Genomic DNA, 21,042 nt, shown 5'->3' with positions numbered 1-21,042 from the left:
CGCTAGCACAAATTGTGCCATTTATAATATGGGTTAGGCTGCGATCCCTTGTAATGTGGCAATAATTGTTCGTCTTCCACCATGATCTCGGTGTTCACCGAGCATGATACCCTGCCACGTGCCAAGTGCAAGTTTGCCTTGTTGGACAGGAATGGTAAGTTGACAGCCTAGTATACTCGATTTTAAGTGAGCAGGCATATCATCTTTACCTTCATAAGTATGCCTGAAGAAAGAAAGTTCTTCTTTTACACTATGGTTGAAGAAAGCTTCCATATCATGCCTTACTGTAGGGTCGGCATTTTCGTTTATCGTTAAGCTTGCGCTGGTATGCTGAAGCCATAGGTGTAGCAGCCCAACTTCAACATGGCGAATATTCGGTAGTGCAGATTCCACCTGGTCGGTTATTAGGTGAAATCCTCTGGGGTAACTGTCGAGTGTAATTTTTTCAGAGTGCCAGAAATTATTTGTCAAAGCAGATTTCCAAATGCGCTAACCCTTCATCGCACATAAAGGGGAGAATGATTTTAGCACCATCAACCTGATGGCTGATAGTGTGTTGCTTTCCCGATACAACGATAGGTGTCGCCATTCCAAACTCGAACCCGCGTTCTGCAAGATCTCGTTTTGCGTTTCCGCAAATCATATTGGTAACTTCACCAACCATATCACCCACTTCAGCATCGAGTTTCTCAGGGCGCTCTCCAACCATTCGCTCCATAATAGTAAGGGCTAGTGATTCATCAAACGTGATAGACATAGAACCGCGAACGTCTGGACCTACCATGCCTATCAAACCAGAAACGTCACCTTTCGCGATATCACTCTGTTTGCGTTTGGGCTTGCCCGGTGTCAACTTTGTTTGTGCCATCGTTTCTAGCACGTTTAGCAGGCCGGCAATAAAAGGGTTCACAAAATCAGCATTCATGTACACTCTCCTGGTCAGTGTGCTCTTCGGTTTGTTGGCAGTCGGCACATAATCCATGGGCCTCGATCGTTTGTTTTGAGACTTTAAAACCGTGCTGTTTGGCCTGATTATCGAGAGTATCTTGAAGACCTTCAGATTGAATTTCAGCAACATCACCACAGCTGTCACAAATTAAGAACTGAACGGGGTGGTTACATCCGAAATGGTAACAAGCTACGAACGCATTGGTAGACTCTAAGCGATGAATGAAACCAAAATCGAGAAGAAAATCTAAAGCGCGATACACGGTGGCAGGTTTTGCACTGGATTCCGTTTCTTTTAATGAGTCGAGTAGTTCATAAGCACCCATGGGGCCGTGCTTTGATACAAGAATCTCGTACACCTTTTCTCTAAGCGGTGTAAATCTAGCGCCGCGCTGTTCACAATACGCGCGTGCCTTATGGATAAGTGTGGTTTTGTTCATTTATGATAACCGTAAACTCGACTTTCATTGTTATATTAAAGCGTCACTTCTGGATCACGTTTGTTTGTGTGAACGTGAGCAATTAACTCATCTTCCAAGGCAAAACGCTCTTCTAATGTTTCTCCAAGCTTGGCTAAGGCAGAATCGAAGCCTGCAGCCTGCTCGGGCGTCACTGCTTGCGCAAACGTATCATTGAATTCCAGTGCAGCGTCAGTGGTTTTTGTCAATCTGGGGTAAAGTTTATCACGCAGTTTTATACCTTCGATGTCGCTTTCAACTAAAATATCAAAAACTTCGAAATGGCCTGCAGAAAGGTAATCAAGTAAAGCACTACAAAAGCTCGCTATATCATCGGCATCGGGCAAGCATTCGCTATGGTTGTTAATGCCAGCAAGTTCACAGTACGAGACTAATAGGGCTTGCCTGTCTAACAGCCAACGGTCTACGACTTGGCTTTTGCCACCCCATTTAGATTTTACGCTTTCCAACTGTTGCAACATTGTATGTGCTACCCGTTTAGCGACAATAAGTTTCAGTATAACACCGTGCACTAGCGACACAAATTTTGCACGAAAAAGTTTGCAGTAAAAACATGGTGCTAAGGCAGACTAACACGCAGTGGACGAGTTATTTGTCCTGAATTTACAAATTTTGGTCAGAATGTACAGTAACCTTTATCAGCCCTAGTGTATTATGAAGTACAGAAGCGTAGGAGTAACACAAGATGATGATAAAGTTAGATGAAGGTAAGTTGTCCTCCCAGCAGGCGATGTGGGTGGTTTTTAGTCGTGGAAAAGTTCTAGTACAAGAATCATCTGAGTCTATTCCCGTTGCTTATCTGAGTGAAATTCCTTTCCTAGCGTCATATGTTAACGAAATACATCAACTCCCGCCGCTAAACGAAACAGCACACAGAGAATTACCTGTCTTTGTTGTAGATTTAGGCGCTGAACACATAGATGAACCCGGTTGGGAAAAAGTATCTCTTAGACAACTTTTGTTTGCAGAATACGACATTGCTTTTTCTGTTATTGGTAGAGCTTGGCAATACATTCACTTTTTGCGGACACACCAGTTTTGTGGCCAGTGCGGTGCGAAAACCGAGCGTGTAGATTGGGAGATGGCTATGCAGTGTTACCGCTGTCAGCATCGCACCTATCCAAGGGTGTCCCCATGTATTATCGTTTCTATTCACAACAATGAAAAAATACTATTAGCAAAAGGGGTTCGCCACAAGGAGTCTAATATGTATTCGACCCTTGCCGGCTTTGTTGAAAGCGGGGAGAGTTTAGAGCAAGCCGTCCATCGAGAAGTATTTGAAGAGGTTGGTGTAAAAGTTAAAAACTTGCGTTACTACAACAGCCAGCCTTGGCCGTTTCCTCACTCTCTTATGGTAGGTTTTATTGCTGAGTATGATGGCGGAGAAATTCGTTGCCAAGAAAACGAGATAGATGACGCACAGTGGTTCGAAGTGGATGCACTGCCGACTATTCCGCCTAAAGTGTCTATCGCTGGGCAGCTAATCGAGAAAACAGTGTCTCTCATCGGAGACAAATAAAAAACCCTGCCGAAGCAGGGTTTCAATACGTTTAGCACGGTCCCATAGAGGGCTTCTTTTGTTTAACGGTTATAGTAATAGCAAACACTCACTTTAAGTGCAAGTTACTTTTTAAACAATGTGCAAGGAATGTTCGTCTTTAATTATCGACACTACGTCGATTTGTCATTAAAACATCGACTTTTTAATTCAGGTTTTAGCACACCTTGTTCAGAATGCTGGTATACTCCGCGGTTCAAATATATACAGTTATTTAGGTGAGTTATATGTCGCAAAATTTCCCCAGTGTTGATAAGCCCGCGTTGAAGAATGATCGTTACTTACGTGCATTACTTAAGCAGCCGGTTGATATGACACCTGTATGGATGATGCGACAAGCAGGACGTTACCTTCCAGAGTATAAAGCGACCCGTGCAGTAGCAGGCGACTTTATGTCGTTATGCAAAAATGCAGAGCTTGCCTGTGAAGTAACGCTGCAGCCTTTACGCCGCTTTCCTCTTGATGCTGCTATTCTTTTCTCTGATATTTTGACTATCCCAGATGCAATGGGGCTTGGTCTTTACTTCGAGACCGGTGAAGGTCCACGTTTTAAAAATCCAATTACATGTAAAGCGGATGTAGATAAAATTGGTCTGCCGGATCCAGAAGGTGAGCTGCAGTATGTAATGAATGCTGTTCGCACCATTCGCCGAGAGCTAAAAGGTGAAGTACCACTAATTGGCTTTTCTGGAAGCCCTTGGACACTAGCCACCTATATGATCGAAGGTGGTTCAAGTAAGGCCTTTACCAAAATTAAAAAAATGGCATTCGCGGAGCCAGCCACGCTGCACGCATTGTTAGCCAAACTAGCCGACTCGGTAACTGAGTACCTCAATGCTCAAATCGCAGCGGGCGCGCAGTCAGTCATGGTATTTGATACCTGGGGCGGCGTGTTATCTCCTCGTGATTACAAAGAGTTCTCGCTTCAGTACATGGAGCGTATTGTAAGTGGTTTAACGCGTGAAAATGAAGGCCGTAAAGTGCCGGTTACGTTGTTCACGAAAAACGGTGGTATGTGGTTAGAATCAATTGCAGCAACAGGCTGTGATGCAGTAGGTTTAGATTGGACTATCGATATCAAAGAGGCGCGTGCACGTATTGGCGATAAAGTTGCGCTTCAAGGCAATATGGATCCTTCTATGCTTTACGCTCAGCCGCAAAGAATCGAGCAGGAAGTGGCGTCTATTTTAGAAGGCTACGGCGAAGGGAGCGGTCACGTATTTAATTTAGGCCACGGAATTCATTTAGACGTACCACCTGAAAACGCCGGCGTGTTTGTTAACGCGGTGCACGACCTTAGTAAGCAATATCACAAGTAAGCGACTTCAATAAAGGAAGTGGAATGAAAGCGTGGCTTGTGTTGTTGCTGATAGCGTTTGCATTGGTAGCGGGGTATAAATTCTCTGGCTATCAACACCAACTCAGTGAATCCAATGCAGAGAAAGAGCGACTAACCAGTGTGTTAGCGCGCTCTCGCGCCACGGAAACCAGTGAACTTAAAGTCATTAAGCCTGCCGCTAAGTTAGTAAAGAACGAAGTCGCAACAACTAACTCTGGAATAAGTGTTGTTGATGAAGAGCAAGCTAGCGTACAGGCAGCTGATAGTGTTCAACCTGGGACTCTTGACCCGTTTTATATGAAAACAGAGGGGTCACTCAATACCTTTTTTGCTTTACCTCCTAACAAAGAACGCTTTGTGTTGGAAACGGTAAAATGTGGAAATGGGCTTTGCGAAATAACCGGAGAGTACGATGGCTCTGAAACCGAATTATCTTTGGTTATAGAAGCGTTAGAGAGAGAACCATGGTGGCAATTTGGCTCACCGACAATTACTACTGAGGTTGCACAGCGCGGCCTAAGACTCAATGTTTCTTTTGTTGCTTCACAGTTGCCAAGCGCTCGCGTGCAAAATCGAAGCCGTGCCCAAGAGCAAAATCAAAATAGTGTTCAGTCTGACTCGGACAACCAAATTGCATCAGCCCAAATAACATCTGCGGGATAGCCTTTAACCTTAGGTTTATTGCTTGAATTTACATTCAAATCCTATGCGTCTCTGGGTAAGCCTTTTTCAACAACGCGAATAAGTCGAGCTTGCTGTCTACTGTCGGCGCTGAAGGCCTGTTGTTTGCTTTGCTGTTGCGCAATAGCCCAATCAATGTGCCTATCTACTAAGTCGCTTACACAGCCCCTTCTTTCTTCTAAAAGTTGAATACTATCTTCATTATAGGGGGCATTGCCTAACGCCACGGCGATATTTCTCTGCCATTTCTCAAAGCCGATACGCCTGATAGGCGAGCCTTCGGTATTGCGTAAAAAGGTTTCTTCAGACCAACCAAACAAATCGTTAAGACTTTGACCATGCAATACCTGCCTAGGATGAAAGTCTTCTTCGCTAGTGATATCGGCGAAACGATTCCAAGGACAGACAAGCTGACAATCATCACAGCCGTAAATACGATTGCCCATTTTTGGTCGTAAGTCTTCGGGTATGTCCTTATCCGACTCAATGGTGAGGTATGATATACAGCGTCGACCGTCCACTTTATAGGGGGCTACAATCGCGTTCGTGGGGCATATAGTCAAACACGCTGTGCAGCTTCCACAGCCTTCTTCGATAGGGGCATCCACTGGCAGCGGTAAATTAATAAAAAGCTCACCTAGGAAGAACCAAGAGCCCGCTTCTTTATTAAGTGTCAGGCTGTGCTTACCGGTCCACCCAATACCCGCTTTTTCCGCAATAGCATGTTCCAGAACTGGTGCTGAATCCACGAACGGACGGTATTGGGTATGCGTAAGGGAGGCGGTTATTTTTTCGCCGAGCTGCTTTAAGCGCTTACGTAACACCTTGTGATAGTCACGGCCTAGCGCATAGCGACTGATATAGCCTATTTCTGGCTTTTTTAAATGCTTAGCAAACGAGGCGTCAGGAGGTAAGTAATTCATGCGAACACTGATTACACGCAATGTACCTGGAACCAGTTCATCTGGCCGGGCACGCTTCATCCCATGGCTTTCCATAAAGGCCATATCACCGTGGTAGCCATTGTCTAACCATTCCTGTAGGTGTGACTCGTGCTGATGTAGATCAATATCGCTGATGCCAACCTGTTGAAAGCCTAGCGCTGTACCCCAAGCCTTGATATTGTTGGTCAATTCAACAAGGTCGATAGAACTAATTTCGGACATTTGCTTATGCTAGATACTCAATTAACGTCAAGTTTATCATACAAACTATTTCGGGCCGATCAGGTTAGGGAAAATGAAGGGCAAGCCGCCGCCGACTCTGGCTGTGATATGTTCACCTTAATGCAAAGAGCCGGTGACGTGGTATTTAAGCAATGTTTAGAGCTAATGCCTAATTCAGACGTTTATTTAGTATTGGTGGGCCAAGGTAACAATGCGGGCGATGGCTACATTGCAGCCATTAACGCAAAACTCGCAGGTAAGCAAGTGCATCTATGTGCGGTAGAGCCTGAACGTACTCTCGACGGCGATGCGGGTAAAGCACAGCAGCGCTGGCTCGATGCTGGCGGCAGCATTAATGGGTTTGACGCGGCGTTGTTAGACAAATCAGATGTAGTTATTGATGCGCTTCTTGGTACAGGTATCAACAGTTATATACGCAATGAATTTGCTGATGTTATCGATGCCGTTAACTCGTCATCAACGCCCGTGGTGAGCGTGGATGTGCCCTCAGGACTAGATGCTAACACAGGTCAAAGTCTAGGGCGCTGTGTTCAGGCTGATATAACGGTGACCTTTGTGGGTATAAAGCCTGGGCTTGTCACAGGTGCGGGCAAACAATCATGCGGCAAATTGGTTTACGCTGATTTAGGTATAGGTAAAGCCTTCCAAGCATTAGCCAAAGCTAGCGCGACCATGCTGAATATCGATCACTTCAAGGGAATGGGTCCTCGGGAGATCAACAGCCACAAAGGCACTTACGGGCGACTGTTATGCATTGGCGGAAACCGAGGTACTGCAGGGGCAATTCGACTTGCCAGCGAAGCGGCCCTCCGAAGTGGCGCGGGTATGGTGAGAGTGTATACCCATGAATCGTCGGTAGTTCAGGTAAGTGCAGGCAGACCTGAACTTATGGTGACCGACTTCAATTTGGAAGATGCATTAGCTTGGGCAACCTGTGTGGTAATTGGCCCGGGTCTTGGTCAAGATGAGTGGGCCAAAGAAGCATTCGAAACCACAATGAAACATTGCCAAAATCAGAATAAGCCTGTAGTTGTCGATGCTGACGCGCTCAACCTCTTGTGCCAACAGTCCACAGCGTACACCTTGTCAGACAGTATATTAACGCCTCACGCGGGTGAAGCTGCGCGCTTACTGGGTGTTTCTATTGACGATGTAGAGAGCGATCGTTTCAACTATGCAAGACAGTGTTCACTGCGATATCACGCCGTTTGTGTACTGAAAGGGGCAGGCACACTTATCGACAATGAAAAGAAAACCTGGGTTTGCCGTCACGGTAACCCCGGCATGGCAACGGCAGGAAGTGGTGATGTGCTAAGCGGAATTTTAGGCGCACTGCTTGCGCAAGGCGTTGAAACAGATATTGCAGCAAAATATGGCGTAGTGCTTCATGCTAAGGCTGGTGATGATATTGCCCAACTGTATGGTCAACGTGGTATGATAGCGAGTGATTTGTTCGACGCAGTACGTGCGCTTATCAACCACTAAATAGGTTGGTTTTGTCTTAAACGGGCAGGCATCTACTGTGTTTCTTTATACTACTGTGGAATATTGTTGATGTCTTACCCGCATACCTCTTTTTTTGCTAATGAAGTAGATGATACCGCTCAGCTTGCCAAGGATTTAGCGCAAGCGGTTTCGAGTCAACTCCCTACCGATGCTGTTATTTATCTTGACGGCGACTTAGGGGCAGGGAAAACAACATTTAGCCGTTATTTTATTCAGTCCCTAGGTCATTCAGGTAGCGTTAAAAGTCCAACCTATACATTGGTTGAACCTTATGAGTTGGATAGCGTCAATATTTATCACTTCGATTTGTATCGCTTGGCCGATCCGGAAGAACTAGAGTTCATGGGAATTCGAGATTACTTCGGCTCCGGAGCTATCGCGCTTATTGAATGGTCGGAAAAAGGCGGCGAATACTTGGCATCCCCAGACTTAGTGATTAGTATAAATATTACACCAGCGGGTAGGCAGTTCAATTTGGAAGCGAAAAGTGCTCACGGTGCTAAATTGCTTCAGCAATGTAAACGCGTGTAGCGAACATTTGAACTGAAAGAAACATTGAACAATTAGCGGCTCCGATGTTTACGAGAGCGGCATGACAATAACATAAAGGCTAATTATGGTGCGCAGTATAGTTTCGGTATTATTCTTGTGTTTCGTGGTGCAGTTCGCATACGGCGCACAAAATAACATCGACGGAGTAAGAATATGGCCGTCGCCGGACAATACGCGTGTCGTTTTCGATATGAAAGCCGCGCCAGAGTTCACCTACTTTACCCTCAAAAATCCCCTTAGACTGGTTATCGACCTTAAAAATACCAGCGATTCAGTAAAGCTTTCAGGCTTAGAAAATAGCGGAGATTTAATCAAAAAGCTGCGCTATTCAACGCCTAAAAATAAGTCATCGGCTAGGATAGTTGTCGAACTTAACAGAAATACAAAGCCCTCGTTGTTTGCTGTAACGCCCGACGGCTCTCTTGGGCACAGGCTTGTGGTTGATTTGCCCGACAGTGCACCTAAAACATCCGCAACACTGTCGGCATCGACATCAACGGGCTCAGTGGTGATTGACGATAAAAGTAGCGCACGTGATAGAGATATTATTGTCGCCATTGATGCTGGGCACGGTGGACATGACCCAGGCTCAGTTGGGCCCGCAGGAACATATGAAAAGCATATCACGTTGAGCATAGCCAAAAAGCTTGAAAGCAAGATAAACCGGGAACCCGGTATGCGTGCCATAATGACACGCGGCAGTGACTATTATGTATCACCTAACCGTCGCCCTGAAATTGCCAGAGAGAAAAAAGCCGACTTACTTATCTCTATCCACGCCGATGCGTTTAGTCAGCCACAACCGCGAGGCGGCTCGGTATGGGTACTCTCAACGCGCAGAGCTGACACCGAACTAGGCCGTTGGTTAGAAAAATCAGAGCGTCACTCTGAGCTGTTAGGCGGTGCCGCTGAAGTCATTAATGATAAATCTAGCGAAAGATACCTTACGGAAACTATTCTGGGCTTATCTATGGATCACAGCATGGCCACCAGCCATGACTTAGGCAATAAAGTGGTAGAAGAACTAAAGCAAGTGACCAGTCTTCATAAAAGAAAGCCACAAGCTGCAAGCTTTGCCGTGTTAACTGCGCCCGATATCCCTTCAATTTTGGTTGAAGTTGGTTTTATATCGAACCCGCAAGAAGAGAAAAACCTAAACTGGTCTAAACATCGCGAACGCTTAGCGAATGCAATGTTTAATGCGACTAAGCGTTACTTCAAGCAAGTTCCCCCTGATGGTACACTATGGGCACAAGAAAGGGCGAACAACCGTACGCACAAAGTAAGAAGCGGCGAGTCGCTTTCACTATTGGCACAGCGCTATAACGTGAAAGTAAGCAGCATCAAAGCAGCTAATGATCTCTCAAGTGATGTTGTACGCGTTGGGCAGGTACTAAATATTCCGAGAACATAAACCCGGGTTTTGTTTCATCGGCTTTTTCAGCGCTCGTTGCACTTACATGTTGTATCGCCACCAATCCATACAGTTATTATCATAGGGTAGCCCTTTGCCTATACAGCTTTTATCTCCCCAACTCGCTAACCAAATTGCCGCTGGTGAAGTGGTTGAGCGACCTGCATCTGTCGTGAAAGAGCTGCTGGAAAACAGCCTCGATGCCGGCGCTACCAAAATAGAGATCGATATTGAAAAAGGCGGCCACAAGCGCATTCGAATAAAAGACAATGGATCAGGCATTGTAAAAAGTGAACTGCAGTTGGCATTGAGTCGCCATGCAACCAGCAAAATCACCACTCTGGATGACTTAGAACAAATTCTATCTCTTGGTTTTCGTGGCGAAGCGCTGGCAAGTATTAGCTCGGTAAGCCGATTAACGCTGACATCGCGCACTGAGTCTCAAGCTGAGGCGTGGCAGGCGTATTGTGAGGGCAGGGAAATGGCGGTAAATATTCAGCCAGCGGCCCACCCTGTTGGCACCACAATTGACGTGGCAGATCTGTTTTACAACACGCCAGCAAGACGTAAGTTCTTACGCACTGAAAAAACCGAATTTCAGCATATCGAAGACGTTATTAAGCGTATTGCGTTAAGTTACCCCAAGGTTTCTTTTGTTTTAAAGCACAACGATAAAGTGATTAAGCGCTTTATCGCCGACAAAGAAGGCAGCTTACAAACACGGATAGGCGCCGTAGTTGGGCAGAAGTTTGTTCAAAATGCTGTGCACATAAATACGGAATATGAAGGTCTTCACATAGACGCATGGCTTGGCAACGAAGCTATGTTGCGCAGCAGCAATGATTGCCAGTTTAGTTTTGTGAACGGTAGGGGCATGCGCGACAAGCTTATTATGCATGCTATCCGGCAAGCGTATGAAAGCGTCTGGGGCGTTATTGAGCAACCGAGCTTTGTGGTGTATTTAGATGTTAATCCTAAAGATGTTGATGTGAATGTTCATCCTGCTAAGCACGAAGTTAGGTTTCATCAAGGCAGGCTGGTGCATGACTTTATCTGTAAAACGGTGAGTGATGCACTACACGCCATGACCGACGAGCAGCCACTGACAGGAATAGATACAAATCGCGCTTCGGGCTCTGATTTCATGGCTACACAGGTAGAACACGACTACATTAGGCCCCTACAAGAACAAACGCCTGATAACGCACGCGCTTTTAATGAAACCTCTCATTATCCTGCGGGGGCGTATTCGCAAAATGCTACGCAGAGTAACGGTCAATATCCCGGCAGTGCGAAACCTTCGTCAGCGGGAAGCTTTAGTGGGGGCGGCGGCGCTAAGCTTTTGCAAGGCAGAGGGCAAAGTCGAGGGCCAGGCGCGGCTTATCAATCTAGTTATAACGCCTTAATGACGCCAAATAGTAACATCGCCGATAGTGATAACGGCGAACAGCGGGCTCATGCTCACGTTAATCTTTCTCCCTTGTGTAGAATTTACCCAAAATCAGAAAAAATTTACCTTCTTTTTGCAACTAAAGTTGCAAGTATCTGGTTAAGCGAACTATTTTTAAAAGCGAAGCATGGGCAGCCGCTATTGATGCCTGTCGCCGTTTCACTTGAAAATGTGGATGAAAAGCTTGTCGAATTATTAAACGCATCGCATTTTGAAATTAACAAGGTAGCTGGAAAGTACCGCTTGCAGCAGGTGCCTGCCGGAACAAGGCATTTACCTTGGCTAAAATGGTTTGAATCCTTTTTATCCATCAAGGGTAGCGGTGAATTAGATTCTCTTGAAGGTGCGATGTCATCGCTCGTTTTAAAAGAGCAAGTGTTCGACGACGATGTATCAAATATGCTCTGGTACTGGTTGGATCAGCAAAGCGAAGCGAAACAATGGGAAATTATTGAGCAATTTGCTAAAGTGCGCCCCTTAAATTTAGTGCTAGATGTGTGGGGAGAATAACGTGTCCAATGGCATAAATTCTGCATTACCTGTAATAGCAATTATGGGCCCCACAGCGTCAGGCAAGACGGGGTTGGCGTTAGATATAGCAGCTCAGGTCGATAGTGAAGTAATTAGTGTAGATTCAGCCCTTGTATACAAAGGCATGGATATTGGAACAGCGAAGCCGACGCAGGAAGAGCAAGCGGGGGTAGTGCACCACTTAATTGATATTATCGACCCGGCAGATAGCTATTCGGTGTCGCAATTTGTAAACGATACGAATGGGCTTATCGGCGATATTTTAGCGCGAGGCAAGGTGCCAATTCTGGCTGGAGGTACAATGATGTACTTTAATGCCTTGATAAATGGAATTTCGCCACTACCTAAGTCAGATGAAAAGATACGAGATGATATAACACAGCAGGCACAACGCTTGGGTTGGTCTAAATTACACGATGAATTACGTGGTGTAGACCCAATCAGTGGTGAGAGAATCCACCCCAATGACCCACAGCGTATTACTCGTGCACTGGAAGTGTATAGAAGTACCGGCAAGACGTTGACATATTGGCAACAACAAGAGGGTGAAAAGTGCCCTTATAACATTGCACAATTTGCCATAGCGCCCGCAGACAGGGCAGTGTTGCACGAACGGATCGCGACCCGGTTCGATATGATGTTAGAGCAAGGGTTCGAAAAAGAAGTATCGAAACTCTATGAACGCAGTGATCTACATGAAGATCTACCTTCTATACGTTCAGTAGGGTATCGACAAATGTGGCAGTACCTAGACGGCCAATTGAGTTACGCAGAAATGCGTGAAAGAGGTATTATCGCTACAAGGCAGCTTGCCAAGCGCCAGCTTACGTGGTTACGGGGCTGGGAGCAGGTTACATGGCTTGACACATTTGCTAACGATAATTTGATTAAAATTACAGCGAAAGTCACACTTTAAATGTTTGAGTGTGGTATATATTAGACGTGCAGTGATAGTGAAATTTCTATCATGAATAATAAAAACTAAGGATATCAAATGGCTAAAGGGCAATCTTTACAAGACCCATTCTTGAACGCTTTGCGTAAGGAACGTATTCCAGTATCAATTTATCTGGTAAACGGTATTAAACTTCAGGGGCAGGTTGAATCATTCGACCAGTTCGTTATTTTACTGAAGAACACAGTAAGCCAAATGGTGTATAAGCACGCGATTTCTACTGTTGTTCCAGCACGCGCTATTACTATGCCTAGCGCAGGAGATTCTGAAAATACTAAAGGTGAATAATTTAAAAGGTAACGCGCTTGTTTGACCGTTATGAAGCCGGTGAACAGGCTGTACTTGTTCATGTTAATTTTTCCGACGAGAACAGTAAAGAAGACTTAAGTGAGCTTGAATTACTTGTGTCTTCAGCAGGGGTAAATGCGGTCGAAGTCATCACGACGTCACGCAGTGCGCCTCATGCTAAGTTTTTTGTCGGATCAGGTAAGGCAGAGGAAATAGCAGCAGCGGTAAAAGCACACGATGCCAACGTTGTTATTTTTAACCACGCGCTTTCTCCTTCTCAGGAGCGTAATTTAGAAGCGGTGTGTAAATGCCGGGTGTTAGATAGAACAGGGCTTATTCTCGATATTTTCGCGCAGCGCGCGCGAACTCACGAGGGTAAGCTTCAGGTTGAACTAGCCCAGTTGAGACATATCTCAACCCGTCTCATCAGAGGATGGACTCACCTTGAACGTCAAAAAGGTGGTATTGGTCTTCGCGGTCCGGGTGAGACACAGCTAGAAACTGACCGTCGATTGCTTCGTGGTCGTATCAAAGCCATTCTTCGTCGCTTGGAAAAAGTGCAAAAGCAGCGTGAGCAAGGTCGTCGCTCGCGCAAACGCGCTGAAATTCCAACGGTATCCTTAGTTGGCTATACGAATGCGGGAAAGTCGACGCTATTTAACACCATTACCGACTCACACGTTTACGCTGCTGACCAGTTGTTCGCAACGCTAGATCCTACGTTACGTAAAATCGAGTTAAAAGATGTTGGCCCCGCAATTTTGGCCGATACGGTTGGTTTTATTCGTCATCTTCCCCACGACCTAGTTGCTGCGTTTAAAGCAACGCTTCAAGAAACACAAGAAGCTGATTTACTGCTTCATGTTGTCGATATTGCCGATGCAAAATATCGTGAAACCATGGACGAGGTGAACGACGTACTTGAAGAAATTGAAGCAGGTGACATTCAACAATTACTAATCTGTAATAAGATTGATAAACTAGACGACGTTCAGCCACGTATAGAAAGAAATGACGAAGGCGTTCCCGTTAGAGTGTGGTTGTCTGCACAGACGGGTGAAGGGACGGAATTGTTAAGCCAAGCTTTGACTGAATGTTTAGCTAAAAGCATGGTGAACTATACGTTGAAGATTCCACCCGCACAAAGTCAATTGCGTGGCGTGTTGTTCGAGCTAAACTGTATTGCAAGCGAAGAATACGACAGTCAGGGAGACTGGGTAGTTGATGTAAGAATGCCCACTGCCGATTGGAACAGGCTTGAAAAACGTCTGGAAAACGGAATATCAGAGTATGTTGTGCGACATTAAGCAGTGCTAAACACTGTATTGAGCATGCAAAATTCAAAAATATAACAGTAATCTATGGAGTATCAGCATGGCTTGGAATGAGCCGGGTGGCAATAATAACGACCCGTGGAAGAATCGCGGTGGGAAAGAGCAAGGTCCCCCAGATTTGGACGATGTTTTTAAAAACTTATTTGGTAAGTTTGGAAAGTCAGGTGGCAACGGTGGTGGTTCGGGCAAAAGCCTAGGCGGCATCGGTGCTGGTATTCTAGTAGGTTTACTTGTCGTGATCTGGTTCATTAGTGGTTTTTATACCATTCGTGAAGCTGAGCGCGGCGTAGTCCTTCGCTTTGGTGAGTATCACCAACAAGTTGAGCCGGGTCTTCGCTGGGCGCCTACGTTCATCGACTCTGTTATTCCTGTTGATGTTCAATCAATACGCGATCAGTCGTCATCAGGCTCTATGCTTACTGAAGATGAAAACGTAGTGAGCGTTCAAATGGAAATGCAATTTCGCGTTGTTGATCCATACCGTTGGACGTTTGCCGTTGAAAGCCCTGAGCAAAGCTTAAGTCAATCTCTTGATAGCGCTATCCGTTATGTGGTTGGTCATTCTACAATGGATGACGTTTTGACTGACGGACGTGAAGTAACCCGTCAGCGTGTATGGGAAGAACTACAAGCTATCATCGAACCATATAATATGGGTGTTTCTATCATTGATATGAACTTCCGTGATGCTCGTCCACCTGAGCAAGTTAAAGATGCATTCGATGATGCCATCGCTGCCCAGGAAGACGAACAGCGTTTCATTCGTGAAGCAGAAGCTTATGCTAGAGAAATTGAGCCTCGTGCACGCGGTCAAGTCAATCGCATGAATGAAGAAGCTCAAGCCTATAAAGAGCGCGTTACGCTAGAGGCACAAGGTGAAGTGGCTCGCTTTGAAGAGCTGCTTCCTCAATACGAACGCGCCCCTAAGGTTACTCGCGAGCGTATTTACCTTGAAACCATGGAAGAAGTACTTAGCAATACCAGCAAAATCATGGTTGATAGCAAAGGTGGCAATAACATGATGTATCTACCGCTAGATAAAATTATGGAACGCCAGCAATCTACAAGTAACAAAAATACGCGCAACACGCTGGAAGGCTTACAAGCACCAGTAACCGATGCTAATGGCCGCAGCCGCAACAGCTCGCCAAGTTCAGGCTTGCGCGGCGATAGCTACAGAGAAGGGAGATAAGCATAATGAAGAATATTTTTATTGCAGCATTCGTTCTTCTTGTTTTGCTTGCATCAGGTTCTCTGTTTGCAGTTAAAGAGGGCGAACGCGCCATTGTTATTCAGTTTGGTAAAGTTCAAAGAGACGACGCGACTGGCGACACAAAAGTGTTCGAACCAGGTCTTCATTTTAAACTTCCGTTTATCGATTCAGTACGTGTGCTTGATGCGCGTATTCAAACGTTAGATGGTTCACCAGACCGCTTTGTAACAAGCGAGAAAAAAGACCTTATCGTTGATTCTTACGTTAAATGGCGTATTGAAGACTTTGCCCGTTACTACCTATCAACAGGCGGTAATAAGCTTCAAGCCGAAGCATTACTTAAGCAAAAAGTGAACAATGGTCTACGTTCAGAGTTTGGTACACGTACTATCGCGCAAATCGTTTCTGGCGAGCGTTCAGCATTAATGAACCAAGCAATGGAACAGGCGTCTACATCATCAGACGAGCTAGGCATTGAAATTGTTGACGTACGCGTTAAGCAAATCAACCTACCTACTGAAGTGAGTAACTCTATCTTCCAACGTATGCGCGCAGAGCGTGCTGCTGTTGCTCGTGAGCACCGTTCAGAAGGTCAGGAACAAGCTGAAGTAATTAAAGCTAACATTGATGCAAAAGTAACAGTAATGCTAGCAGATGCTGAGCGTAATGCTCGTCAATTGCGTGGTGAAGGTGATGCGATTGCAGCTCAAATTTACGCTGACGCTTATTCTAAGAATGCAGATTTCTACAGCTTCTTGCGTAGTATGGATGCATATAAAGAGAGCTTTAACAGCAAACAAGACGTTATGGTAATTGCCCCTGATAGTGACTTCTTTAAGTATATGAATCAGTCTAACGGCAACTAAAAACCAAATGTTTTTATAAATATAAAGGCCAGTCTTTTAGACTGGCTTTTTTATATCCACTCGAAAGGTAACTTGCTGATTCAAAGAAGTTATTTTTTTATTTCACGAGGCCAATTTGGCAAAGTGTACAGTGAGTTTACCTCTCATTTTCCCTATCCACTGCCAAATTTTCACTAAATCGGGTAAAATACCGCCTGAATATTATTAAAACACGTCACTCATTAAGTACGAAGTTAGCGCCGTCCCAGCGATAACTTTGATGCAGTAGGCGTAAATAAACGACAGAGGGAAGATTTTGACAACGGAAAACAAGAATACAGCGTCTGCCGATAATAACGGCGGACAAGGTGGGTTATTCTCGCGATTTCTCGCTACGGTGGAATGGTTAGGAAATCTACTTCCACACCCAGTAACATTATTTGCGCTGCTTTCACTTTTCATAGTGGTACTAAGCGGCATATTAGGTTACTTCGACATTGCGGTTGCCGACCCTCGCCCTGTTGGTGCGAAGGGACGTGAAGAAGACGGCATGATTGAAGTCATATCGTTAATGAGCGCAGAAGGTTTGCAGCGAATAGTGACTGGCCTTGTCACTAACTTCACCGGGTTTGCGCCACTTGGCACCGTGCTTGTTGCCCTTCTTGGTGTATCGGTAGCTGAACATTCGGGCCTTTTGTCGGCAGCAATGCGCGCATTAGTTATGAATGCTTCAAAACGCGCTGTAACCTTTGCTATTGTTTTCGCCGGCATTATTTCAAACACTGCCTCTGAGCTCGGTTACGTGGTACTCATTCCGCTTGCAGCCATGATTTTCCACTCCCTAGGACGTCACCCGCTAGCCGGTCTTGCGGCGGCCTTTGCAGGTGTTTCTGCAGGTTACAGTGCAAACCTATTGTTAGGGACGGTCGACCCACTATTGTCCGGCATAACAGAAGCGGCAGCGCATATGATTGACCCTGATTACATGGTTGGGCCAGAAGTAAACTGGTACTTTATGTTTATCAGTACTTTTGTAGTGGCCACTATGGGGGCGCTAGTTACTGAAAAAGTGGTAGAGCCAAGACTGGGAAAGTTTGACCCATCTGAGGCATCAATCGATTTAGGTAAGCAATCAATGGATGCGCCTACAGACTTAGAAAAGAAAGGTCTGCGTTGGGCGGGAATATCTTTTGTTGTGGTTTGCGCAATACTGGCGTTAACAGTAGTACCTGAAAACGGTATTTTGCGTCACCCTGAAACGGGTGAAGTGGCGGGCTCTCCGTTCCTTAAAGGCATTGTTGCCTTCATCTTCATTACTTTTGCCATTCCAGGTTTTGTTTACGGTAAAGTGACTAAGTCGATGAAAAATGACAAAGACGTTATTGATGCCATGTCTAAAAGCATGGGCGCTATGGGTCTTTACATAACGTTAGTATTTTTCGCTGCGCAATTTGTTGCGTTCTTTAAATGGACGAACTTAGGCACAGTATTAGCCGTTAAAGGTGCTGCACTATTGCAAGCGGCAGGGTTAGATGGCCCAGCCGTATTTATCCTATTCATATTGATGTGTGGTGTGGTTAACTTATCGTTAGGTAGTGCATCTGCGCAGTGGGCAGTAACGGCGCCTATTTTCGTACCTATGCTTATGTTAATTGGGTACGCGCCAGAAGTTATTCAGGCGGCTTATCGTATTGGTGATTCAGTAACTAACGTTATAGCACCTATGATGAGCTACTTTGGACTTATCCTTGCCATGGCCGCTAGATACAAAAAAGACTTAGGTATGGGCACGCTTATTGCCATGATGTTGCCTTACTCTATGGTCTTCATAGTAGGTTGGACTATCTTATTTTACATCTGGGTATTTTTACTTGGCATGCCGGTAGGTCCGGGCGCAGCCACTTACTATCAGCCCTAAGTAAATAATTAGCTTTATTGCCACAATATTTATTAGGTGGCAGTTAAACAGCGGTATGTGTTTTTAAATATTATTTTTAAACATATGCCGCTTTTTTAATGCCTAAAATCTATTAGTGCAATCGTAGTTTTTTGGCGTTATAGCAGATCATAATCTAAGGTAATTCAGTATAATACGGATATATCGCAGTACTTCTCGGACTATGAATACATGAAATACAAATCAAACAAAGGCTTTACCCACGGGCAATCAGATAAAATTGGTGTTCTTGTAACGAATCTGGGGACGCCAGAAGCGCCAACTAAACAGGCTCTACGCCCATATTTGAAAGAATTTCTATCAGACCCTCGCGTGGTCGAAGTACCTAAAGCGATTTGGTGGTTTGTATTAAATGGCATCATCTTAAACTTTCGCCCCAAGCGTTCGGCAGAGGCCTACTCTACTGTGTGGACCGAAGAAGGTTCACCGCTAATGGCTATTACGAAAGCGCAAGCATCAGCGATAGCAGAACGTTGTAAAGCACAATACGGCGATAATGTTATTGTCGACTTTGCTATGCGCTACGGTAAACCTGCTATAAGCGACACTATCGATGCTATGCTGGCAAAAGGCGTACGCAAGCTTGTAGTGCTTCCGCTCTATCCACAGTACAGTGCGTCGACGACGGGCTCTACCTTTGATGCTATTGCAAAAGATTTTACGTCGCGCCGCTGGCTCCCAGAGCTTCGTTTCGTTAACCACTACCACGACCGCGATAACTTCATTACTGCACTTGCCAATAAAGTAAAAGCACACTGGGAAGTGCATGGCCGCGCAGATAAACTCATCTTGTCTTATCACGGCATTCCGAAGCGTTACTTGATGAACGGCGACCCTTATCACTGTGAATGCCATAAAACATCGCGTTTGCTTGCCGAAAAGCTCGGGCTTTCGCACGACGAGTATATGACAACTTTTCAGTCTCGTTTTGGTCGTGAAGAGTGGTTAACACCGTATACAGATGAAACATTGAAATCATTACCTGAAAAAGGGGTTAAATCGATTCAGGTTATGTGCCCCGGTTTTTCAGCCGACTGTTTAGAAACCATTGAAGAAATTGGTGAGGAGAATCGCGAATACTTTATGGAAGCCGGCGGTGAGCGCTATGAATATATCGCGGCACTTAACAGTGATAAAGAGCACATAGATGTGCTTTTTGACATAGTGAAAGAAAATCTACATGGCTGGGCGGTAGAATCAGACAACGGTTTACGTGCGGGCTTAGCGAGAGCGCTGGGCGCTGAAAAGTAGCGTTTGAAAAGCTGACAGCAAACGTTTCGAGAAAAACCAATAGGGAAATCACTCTTGGTGGCGCAGTGATTAAATTAAAAGGGAGATAAGGTCGTGGAAGGCAAAGCACCAAAGGAATTACTTAAAGCGCAAAAACTGGCGAACTTGCTGGACACTGCCGTAAAGCTCCCTTTTATTCCGATAAAAATAGGCTTGGATTCAATCGTGGGCCTTATCCCTGGAGCCGGTGACGCGCTGATGCTCTTCGTTTCACTTCGAATAGTTTGGCTGGGAAAATCATTGGGTATGCCCAAAGCGTTAATAGCTCAAATGGTAAAAAACTCAGCAATCGACTTTGGCTTAGGTTTTATACCATTTGTTGGCGACATCGTGGATATATTCTATAAAGCCAATCAGAAAAATGTTCGTATCATGGAGCGCTGGTGGATAAGCGAAAATAAACATGAGGTAGATAAAGTAACACAGAAGGCGCTATCCGAATGGAGTGCTGAATAACCTAGGTTTAGTTACCCAAATACCTGCGCTTTTTTCACTTTGCTTATTTACTGTGTAAAGCTACGTAAAGCTTGAGTAAATAAGAGAACCTTGTCCTTTAGCTAAATGTCTTTTTTGCAAAGACAACCAAGGGCAACGTACGATGACATCAAACAAATTAACGGAAGAGCCGCTCAAACGACGCCGCTTTATGAAAGCAGCGGTGGGACTTACATTGGCTCCTATTGCGATCGGGTTGTGGGGTTGTGGAGGTTCTAATTCCACCTCTGCAAGTTCCACAGCATCTACCTCCTCATCTTCCAATAACGACACCGATTCAAATGCCGAACCTGAAGAAGATTTTGACGGTTGGGCAAGCGGTGGCACGTCAGCTATGACGTCAGACTTTCCAGACGATAGTTTATTTGACACTGCTTCTGTATGCAGTGTGGCTCTCACAGGTTCTCAAACGGAAGGCCCGTGCTATTTTCAAAGTGACTATCTCGACGACATATCATATGAGCAAACAGGTTTGCCGATGATGTTGTGTCTTCAGTTAATTGATGAAGCGTGTAATCCCCTATCGGGTTATGAAATTGAAGTATGGCATTGCGATGTAGACGGCGTTTATTCAGGAGATACCAGTGATAGTGCTGATGCCAGCGGATTCAATTCGGCATTTTGCACGGGAAATGAAGTGGATGCACTAAGTGCGAAGTGGTTCAGAGGTATTGCGGTGACAGATACTAGCGGAAGAATAAACCTAAAAAGCTGTTTTCCCGGCTGGTATAGCAGCCGAGCTATCCACATTCATTTTCGTATACGTCGCAACAACACTGATCAATTGGTTTCTCAATTTGGCTTTTCCGATAGCTTTTGCCAAGATATTTGTACCAATCATCCCGACTATAGTCACCGGGGTGAGCCAGACACGTTGCTGGGGCAAGATACAGTGTTTGGCAGTGACTACAATGAATATACATTTAGTGTGTCACAAAACGAAGATGGTTCTTTGCTCGCATACAAGCGCATAATAATCAGTGATTAGACTTCCATTTTCTCTCTTATACACTATTTTTT

The 21,042-nt window shown here is 45.2% G+C and carries 21 protein-coding genes; 16 read left to right on the top strand and 5 right to left on the bottom strand.

The window, feature by feature from the left end:
* Nucleotides 1-33: 33 nt before the first annotated feature.
* Genes ACXAGK_RS13065 through rsd form a run of 4 tightly spaced genes read right to left on the bottom strand, consistent with a single transcriptional unit; the run spans nt 34 to nt 1,888 of the window.
* Nucleotides 34-471, bottom strand: coding sequence for a secondary thiamine-phosphate synthase enzyme YjbQ (locus tag ACXAGK_RS13065; RefSeq protein WP_269918476.1), 438 nt, complete (start codon nt 469-471; stop codon nt 34-36).
* Complete coding sequence (locus ACXAGK_RS13060) at nt 461-925, bottom strand: chemotaxis protein CheX (protein WP_118491578.1); 465 nt, start codon at nt 923-925, stop codon at nt 461-463. The genes ACXAGK_RS13065 and ACXAGK_RS13060 overlap by 11 nt, the downstream gene beginning before the upstream one ends.
* Nucleotides 915-1,388 carry a transcriptional repressor gene (locus tag ACXAGK_RS13055; protein ID WP_474804052.1) on the bottom strand — a complete coding sequence of 158 codons (474 nt, stop codon included), beginning with the start codon at nt 1,386-1,388 and terminating at the stop codon, nt 915-917. The genes ACXAGK_RS13060 and ACXAGK_RS13055 overlap by 11 nt, the downstream gene beginning before the upstream one ends.
* A 35-nt stretch (nt 1,389-1,423) precedes the next feature.
* Nucleotides 1,424-1,888, bottom strand: coding sequence for a sigma D regulator (gene rsd, locus ACXAGK_RS13050; RefSeq protein WP_474856557.1), 465 nt, complete (start codon nt 1,886-1,888; stop codon nt 1,424-1,426).
* A 224-nt stretch (nt 1,889-2,112) separates the two neighbouring features.
* Here rsd and nudC point away from each other — a divergent pair, with 224 nt between their 5' ends.
* The 3 genes from nudC (at nt 2,113) to ACXAGK_RS13035 (ending at nt 4,987) form a co-directional block, all read left to right on the top strand.
* Nucleotides 2,113-2,946 carry an NAD(+) diphosphatase gene (gene nudC / locus ACXAGK_RS13045; RefSeq protein WP_474829384.1) on the top strand — a complete coding sequence of 278 codons (834 nt, stop codon included), beginning with the start codon at nt 2,113-2,115 and terminating at the stop codon, nt 2,944-2,946.
* A 266-nt stretch (nt 2,947-3,212) separates the two neighbouring features.
* Entirely contained in the window at nt 3,213-4,304 is a 1,092-nt protein-coding gene (hemE, locus tag ACXAGK_RS13040) for a uroporphyrinogen decarboxylase (RefSeq protein ID WP_179984851.1), read from the top strand.
* A gap of 23 nt (nt 4,305-4,327) precedes the next feature.
* Complete coding sequence (locus ACXAGK_RS13035) at nt 4,328-4,987, top strand: hypothetical protein (RefSeq protein ID WP_474856556.1); 660 nt, start codon at nt 4,328-4,330, stop codon at nt 4,985-4,987.
* A gap of 41 nt (nt 4,988-5,028) precedes the next feature.
* On the opposite strand, the gene queG is transcribed toward ACXAGK_RS13035, so the two are convergent.
* A complete protein-coding gene (queG, locus tag ACXAGK_RS13030) occupies nt 5,029-6,171 on the bottom strand; it encodes a tRNA epoxyqueuosine(34) reductase QueG (protein ID WP_474856555.1) in 1,143 nt (380 codons plus the stop codon).
* A gap of 6 nt (nt 6,172-6,177) precedes the next feature.
* On the opposite strand from queG, the gene ACXAGK_RS13025 reads away from it, so the two are divergent.
* The 13 genes from ACXAGK_RS13025 (at nt 6,178) to ACXAGK_RS12965 (ending at nt 21,010) form a co-directional block, all read left to right on the top strand.
* Nucleotides 6,178-7,677, top strand: a complete 1,500-nt coding sequence (locus tag ACXAGK_RS13025) for an NAD(P)H-hydrate dehydratase (RefSeq protein ID WP_474856554.1) — start codon at nt 6,178-6,180, stop codon at nt 7,675-7,677.
* Nucleotides 7,678-7,746: 69 nt separating this feature from the next.
* Entirely contained in the window at nt 7,747-8,229 is a 483-nt protein-coding gene (gene tsaE / locus ACXAGK_RS13020) for a tRNA (adenosine(37)-N6)-threonylcarbamoyltransferase complex ATPase subunit type 1 TsaE (RefSeq protein WP_179984847.1), read from the top strand.
* 85 nt (nt 8,230-8,314) lie between these two features.
* The gene (locus tag ACXAGK_RS13015; protein WP_474856553.1) at nt 8,315-9,664 is read left to right on the top strand and encodes an N-acetylmuramoyl-L-alanine amidase; all 1,350 of its coding nucleotides are present in this window, start codon (nt 8,315-8,317) and stop codon (nt 9,662-9,664) included.
* Nucleotides 9,665-9,758: 94 nt separating this feature from the next.
* Complete coding sequence (gene mutL / locus ACXAGK_RS13010; protein WP_474856552.1) at nt 9,759-11,624, top strand: DNA mismatch repair endonuclease MutL; 1,866 nt, start codon at nt 9,759-9,761, stop codon at nt 11,622-11,624.
* Nucleotides 11,625-11,667: 43 nt separating this feature from the next.
* Entirely contained in the window at nt 11,668-12,561 is an 894-nt protein-coding gene (gene miaA / locus ACXAGK_RS13005; protein ID WP_232091301.1) for a tRNA (adenosine(37)-N6)-dimethylallyltransferase MiaA, read from the top strand.
* Between the two features lie 78 nt (nt 12,562-12,639).
* Nucleotides 12,640-12,888 (top strand): RNA chaperone Hfq, encoded by a 249-nt coding sequence (gene hfq, locus ACXAGK_RS13000; RefSeq protein WP_014951092.1) that lies wholly within the window; start codon nt 12,640-12,642, stop codon nt 12,886-12,888.
* A 17-nt stretch (nt 12,889-12,905) separates the two neighbouring features.
* Nucleotides 12,906-14,195, top strand: coding sequence for a ribosome rescue GTPase HflX (gene hflX, locus ACXAGK_RS12995; protein ID WP_474804077.1), 1,290 nt, complete (start codon nt 12,906-12,908; stop codon nt 14,193-14,195).
* Between the two features lie 67 nt (nt 14,196-14,262).
* On the top strand, nt 14,263-15,414 hold the full coding sequence (hflK, locus tag ACXAGK_RS12990) for an FtsH protease activity modulator HflK (protein ID WP_474856551.1): 1,152 nt from the start codon (nt 14,263-14,265) through the stop codon (nt 15,412-15,414).
* A 5-nt stretch (nt 15,415-15,419) separates the two neighbouring features.
* Nucleotides 15,420-16,301, top strand: coding sequence for a protease modulator HflC (hflC, locus tag ACXAGK_RS12985; protein ID WP_474804081.1), 882 nt, complete (start codon nt 15,420-15,422; stop codon nt 16,299-16,301).
* 295 nt (nt 16,302-16,596) lie between these two features.
* Nucleotides 16,597-18,198, top strand: coding sequence for an AbgT family transporter (locus ACXAGK_RS12980; protein WP_474856550.1), 1,602 nt, complete (start codon nt 16,597-16,599; stop codon nt 18,196-18,198).
* Between the two features lie 210 nt (nt 18,199-18,408).
* A complete protein-coding gene (gene hemH, locus ACXAGK_RS12975; protein ID WP_474856549.1) occupies nt 18,409-19,488 on the top strand; it encodes a ferrochelatase in 1,080 nt (359 codons plus the stop codon).
* Nucleotides 19,489-19,581: 93 nt separating this feature from the next.
* The gene (locus tag ACXAGK_RS12970; protein WP_474804088.1) at nt 19,582-19,983 is read left to right on the top strand and encodes a DUF4112 domain-containing protein; all 402 of its coding nucleotides are present in this window, start codon (nt 19,582-19,584) and stop codon (nt 19,981-19,983) included.
* Nucleotides 19,984-20,125: 142 nt separating this feature from the next.
* Nucleotides 20,126-21,010 carry a dioxygenase family protein gene (locus ACXAGK_RS12965; protein ID WP_474856548.1) on the top strand — a complete coding sequence of 295 codons (885 nt, stop codon included), beginning with the start codon at nt 20,126-20,128 and terminating at the stop codon, nt 21,008-21,010.
* Nucleotides 21,011-21,042: the final 32 nt, after the last annotated feature.

This window comes from Alteromonas sp. ABM1_013, assembly GCF_056160505.1.
This window is presented reverse-complemented; position numbering and strand designations above follow the sequence as displayed.

Bases quoted from the DNA above. Each gene is read 5' to 3' on its own strand.
- hfq (WP_014951092.1), top strand. From the start codon at position 12,640: ATGGCTAAAGGGCAATCTTTACAAGACCCATTCTTGAACGCTTTGCGT.
- tsaE (WP_179984847.1), top strand. From the start codon at position 7,747: ATGTCTTACCCGCATACCTCTTTTTTTGCTAATGAAGTAGATGATACC.
- ACXAGK_RS12965 (WP_474856548.1), top strand. From the start codon at position 20,126: ATGACATCAAACAAATTAACGGAAGAGCCGCTCAAACGACGCCGCTTT.
- hflC (WP_474804081.1), top strand. From the start codon at position 15,420: ATGAAGAATATTTTTATTGCAGCATTCGTTCTTCTTGTTTTGCTTGCA.
- hflK (WP_474856551.1), top strand. From the start codon at position 14,263: ATGGCTTGGAATGAGCCGGGTGGCAATAATAACGACCCGTGGAAGAAT.
- queG (WP_474856555.1), bottom strand. From the start codon at position 6,171: ATGTCCGAAATTAGTTCTATCGACCTTGTTGAATTGACCAACAATATC.
- miaA (WP_232091301.1), top strand. From the start codon at position 11,668: ATGGGCCCCACAGCGTCAGGCAAGACGGGGTTGGCGTTAGATATAGCA.
- ACXAGK_RS13015 (WP_474856553.1), top strand. From the start codon at position 8,315: ATGGTGCGCAGTATAGTTTCGGTATTATTCTTGTGTTTCGTGGTGCAG.
- ACXAGK_RS13060 (WP_118491578.1), bottom strand. From the start codon at position 925: ATGAATGCTGATTTTGTGAACCCTTTTATTGCCGGCCTGCTAAACGTG.
- nudC (WP_474829384.1), top strand. From the start codon at position 2,113: ATGATGATAAAGTTAGATGAAGGTAAGTTGTCCTCCCAGCAGGCGATG.
- rsd (WP_474856557.1), bottom strand. From the start codon at position 1,888: ATGTTGCAACAGTTGGAAAGCGTAAAATCTAAATGGGGTGGCAAAAGC.
- ACXAGK_RS13025 (WP_474856554.1), top strand. From the start codon at position 6,178: ATGCTAGATACTCAATTAACGTCAAGTTTATCATACAAACTATTTCGG.
- hemH (WP_474856549.1), top strand. From the start codon at position 18,409: ATGAAATACAAATCAAACAAAGGCTTTACCCACGGGCAATCAGATAAA.
- ACXAGK_RS13055 (WP_474804052.1), bottom strand. From the start codon at position 1,388: ATGAACAAAACCACACTTATCCATAAGGCACGCGCGTATTGTGAACAG.
- ACXAGK_RS13035 (WP_474856556.1), top strand. From the start codon at position 4,328: ATGAAAGCGTGGCTTGTGTTGTTGCTGATAGCGTTTGCATTGGTAGCG.
- hemE (WP_179984851.1), top strand. From the start codon at position 3,213: ATGTCGCAAAATTTCCCCAGTGTTGATAAGCCCGCGTTGAAGAATGAT.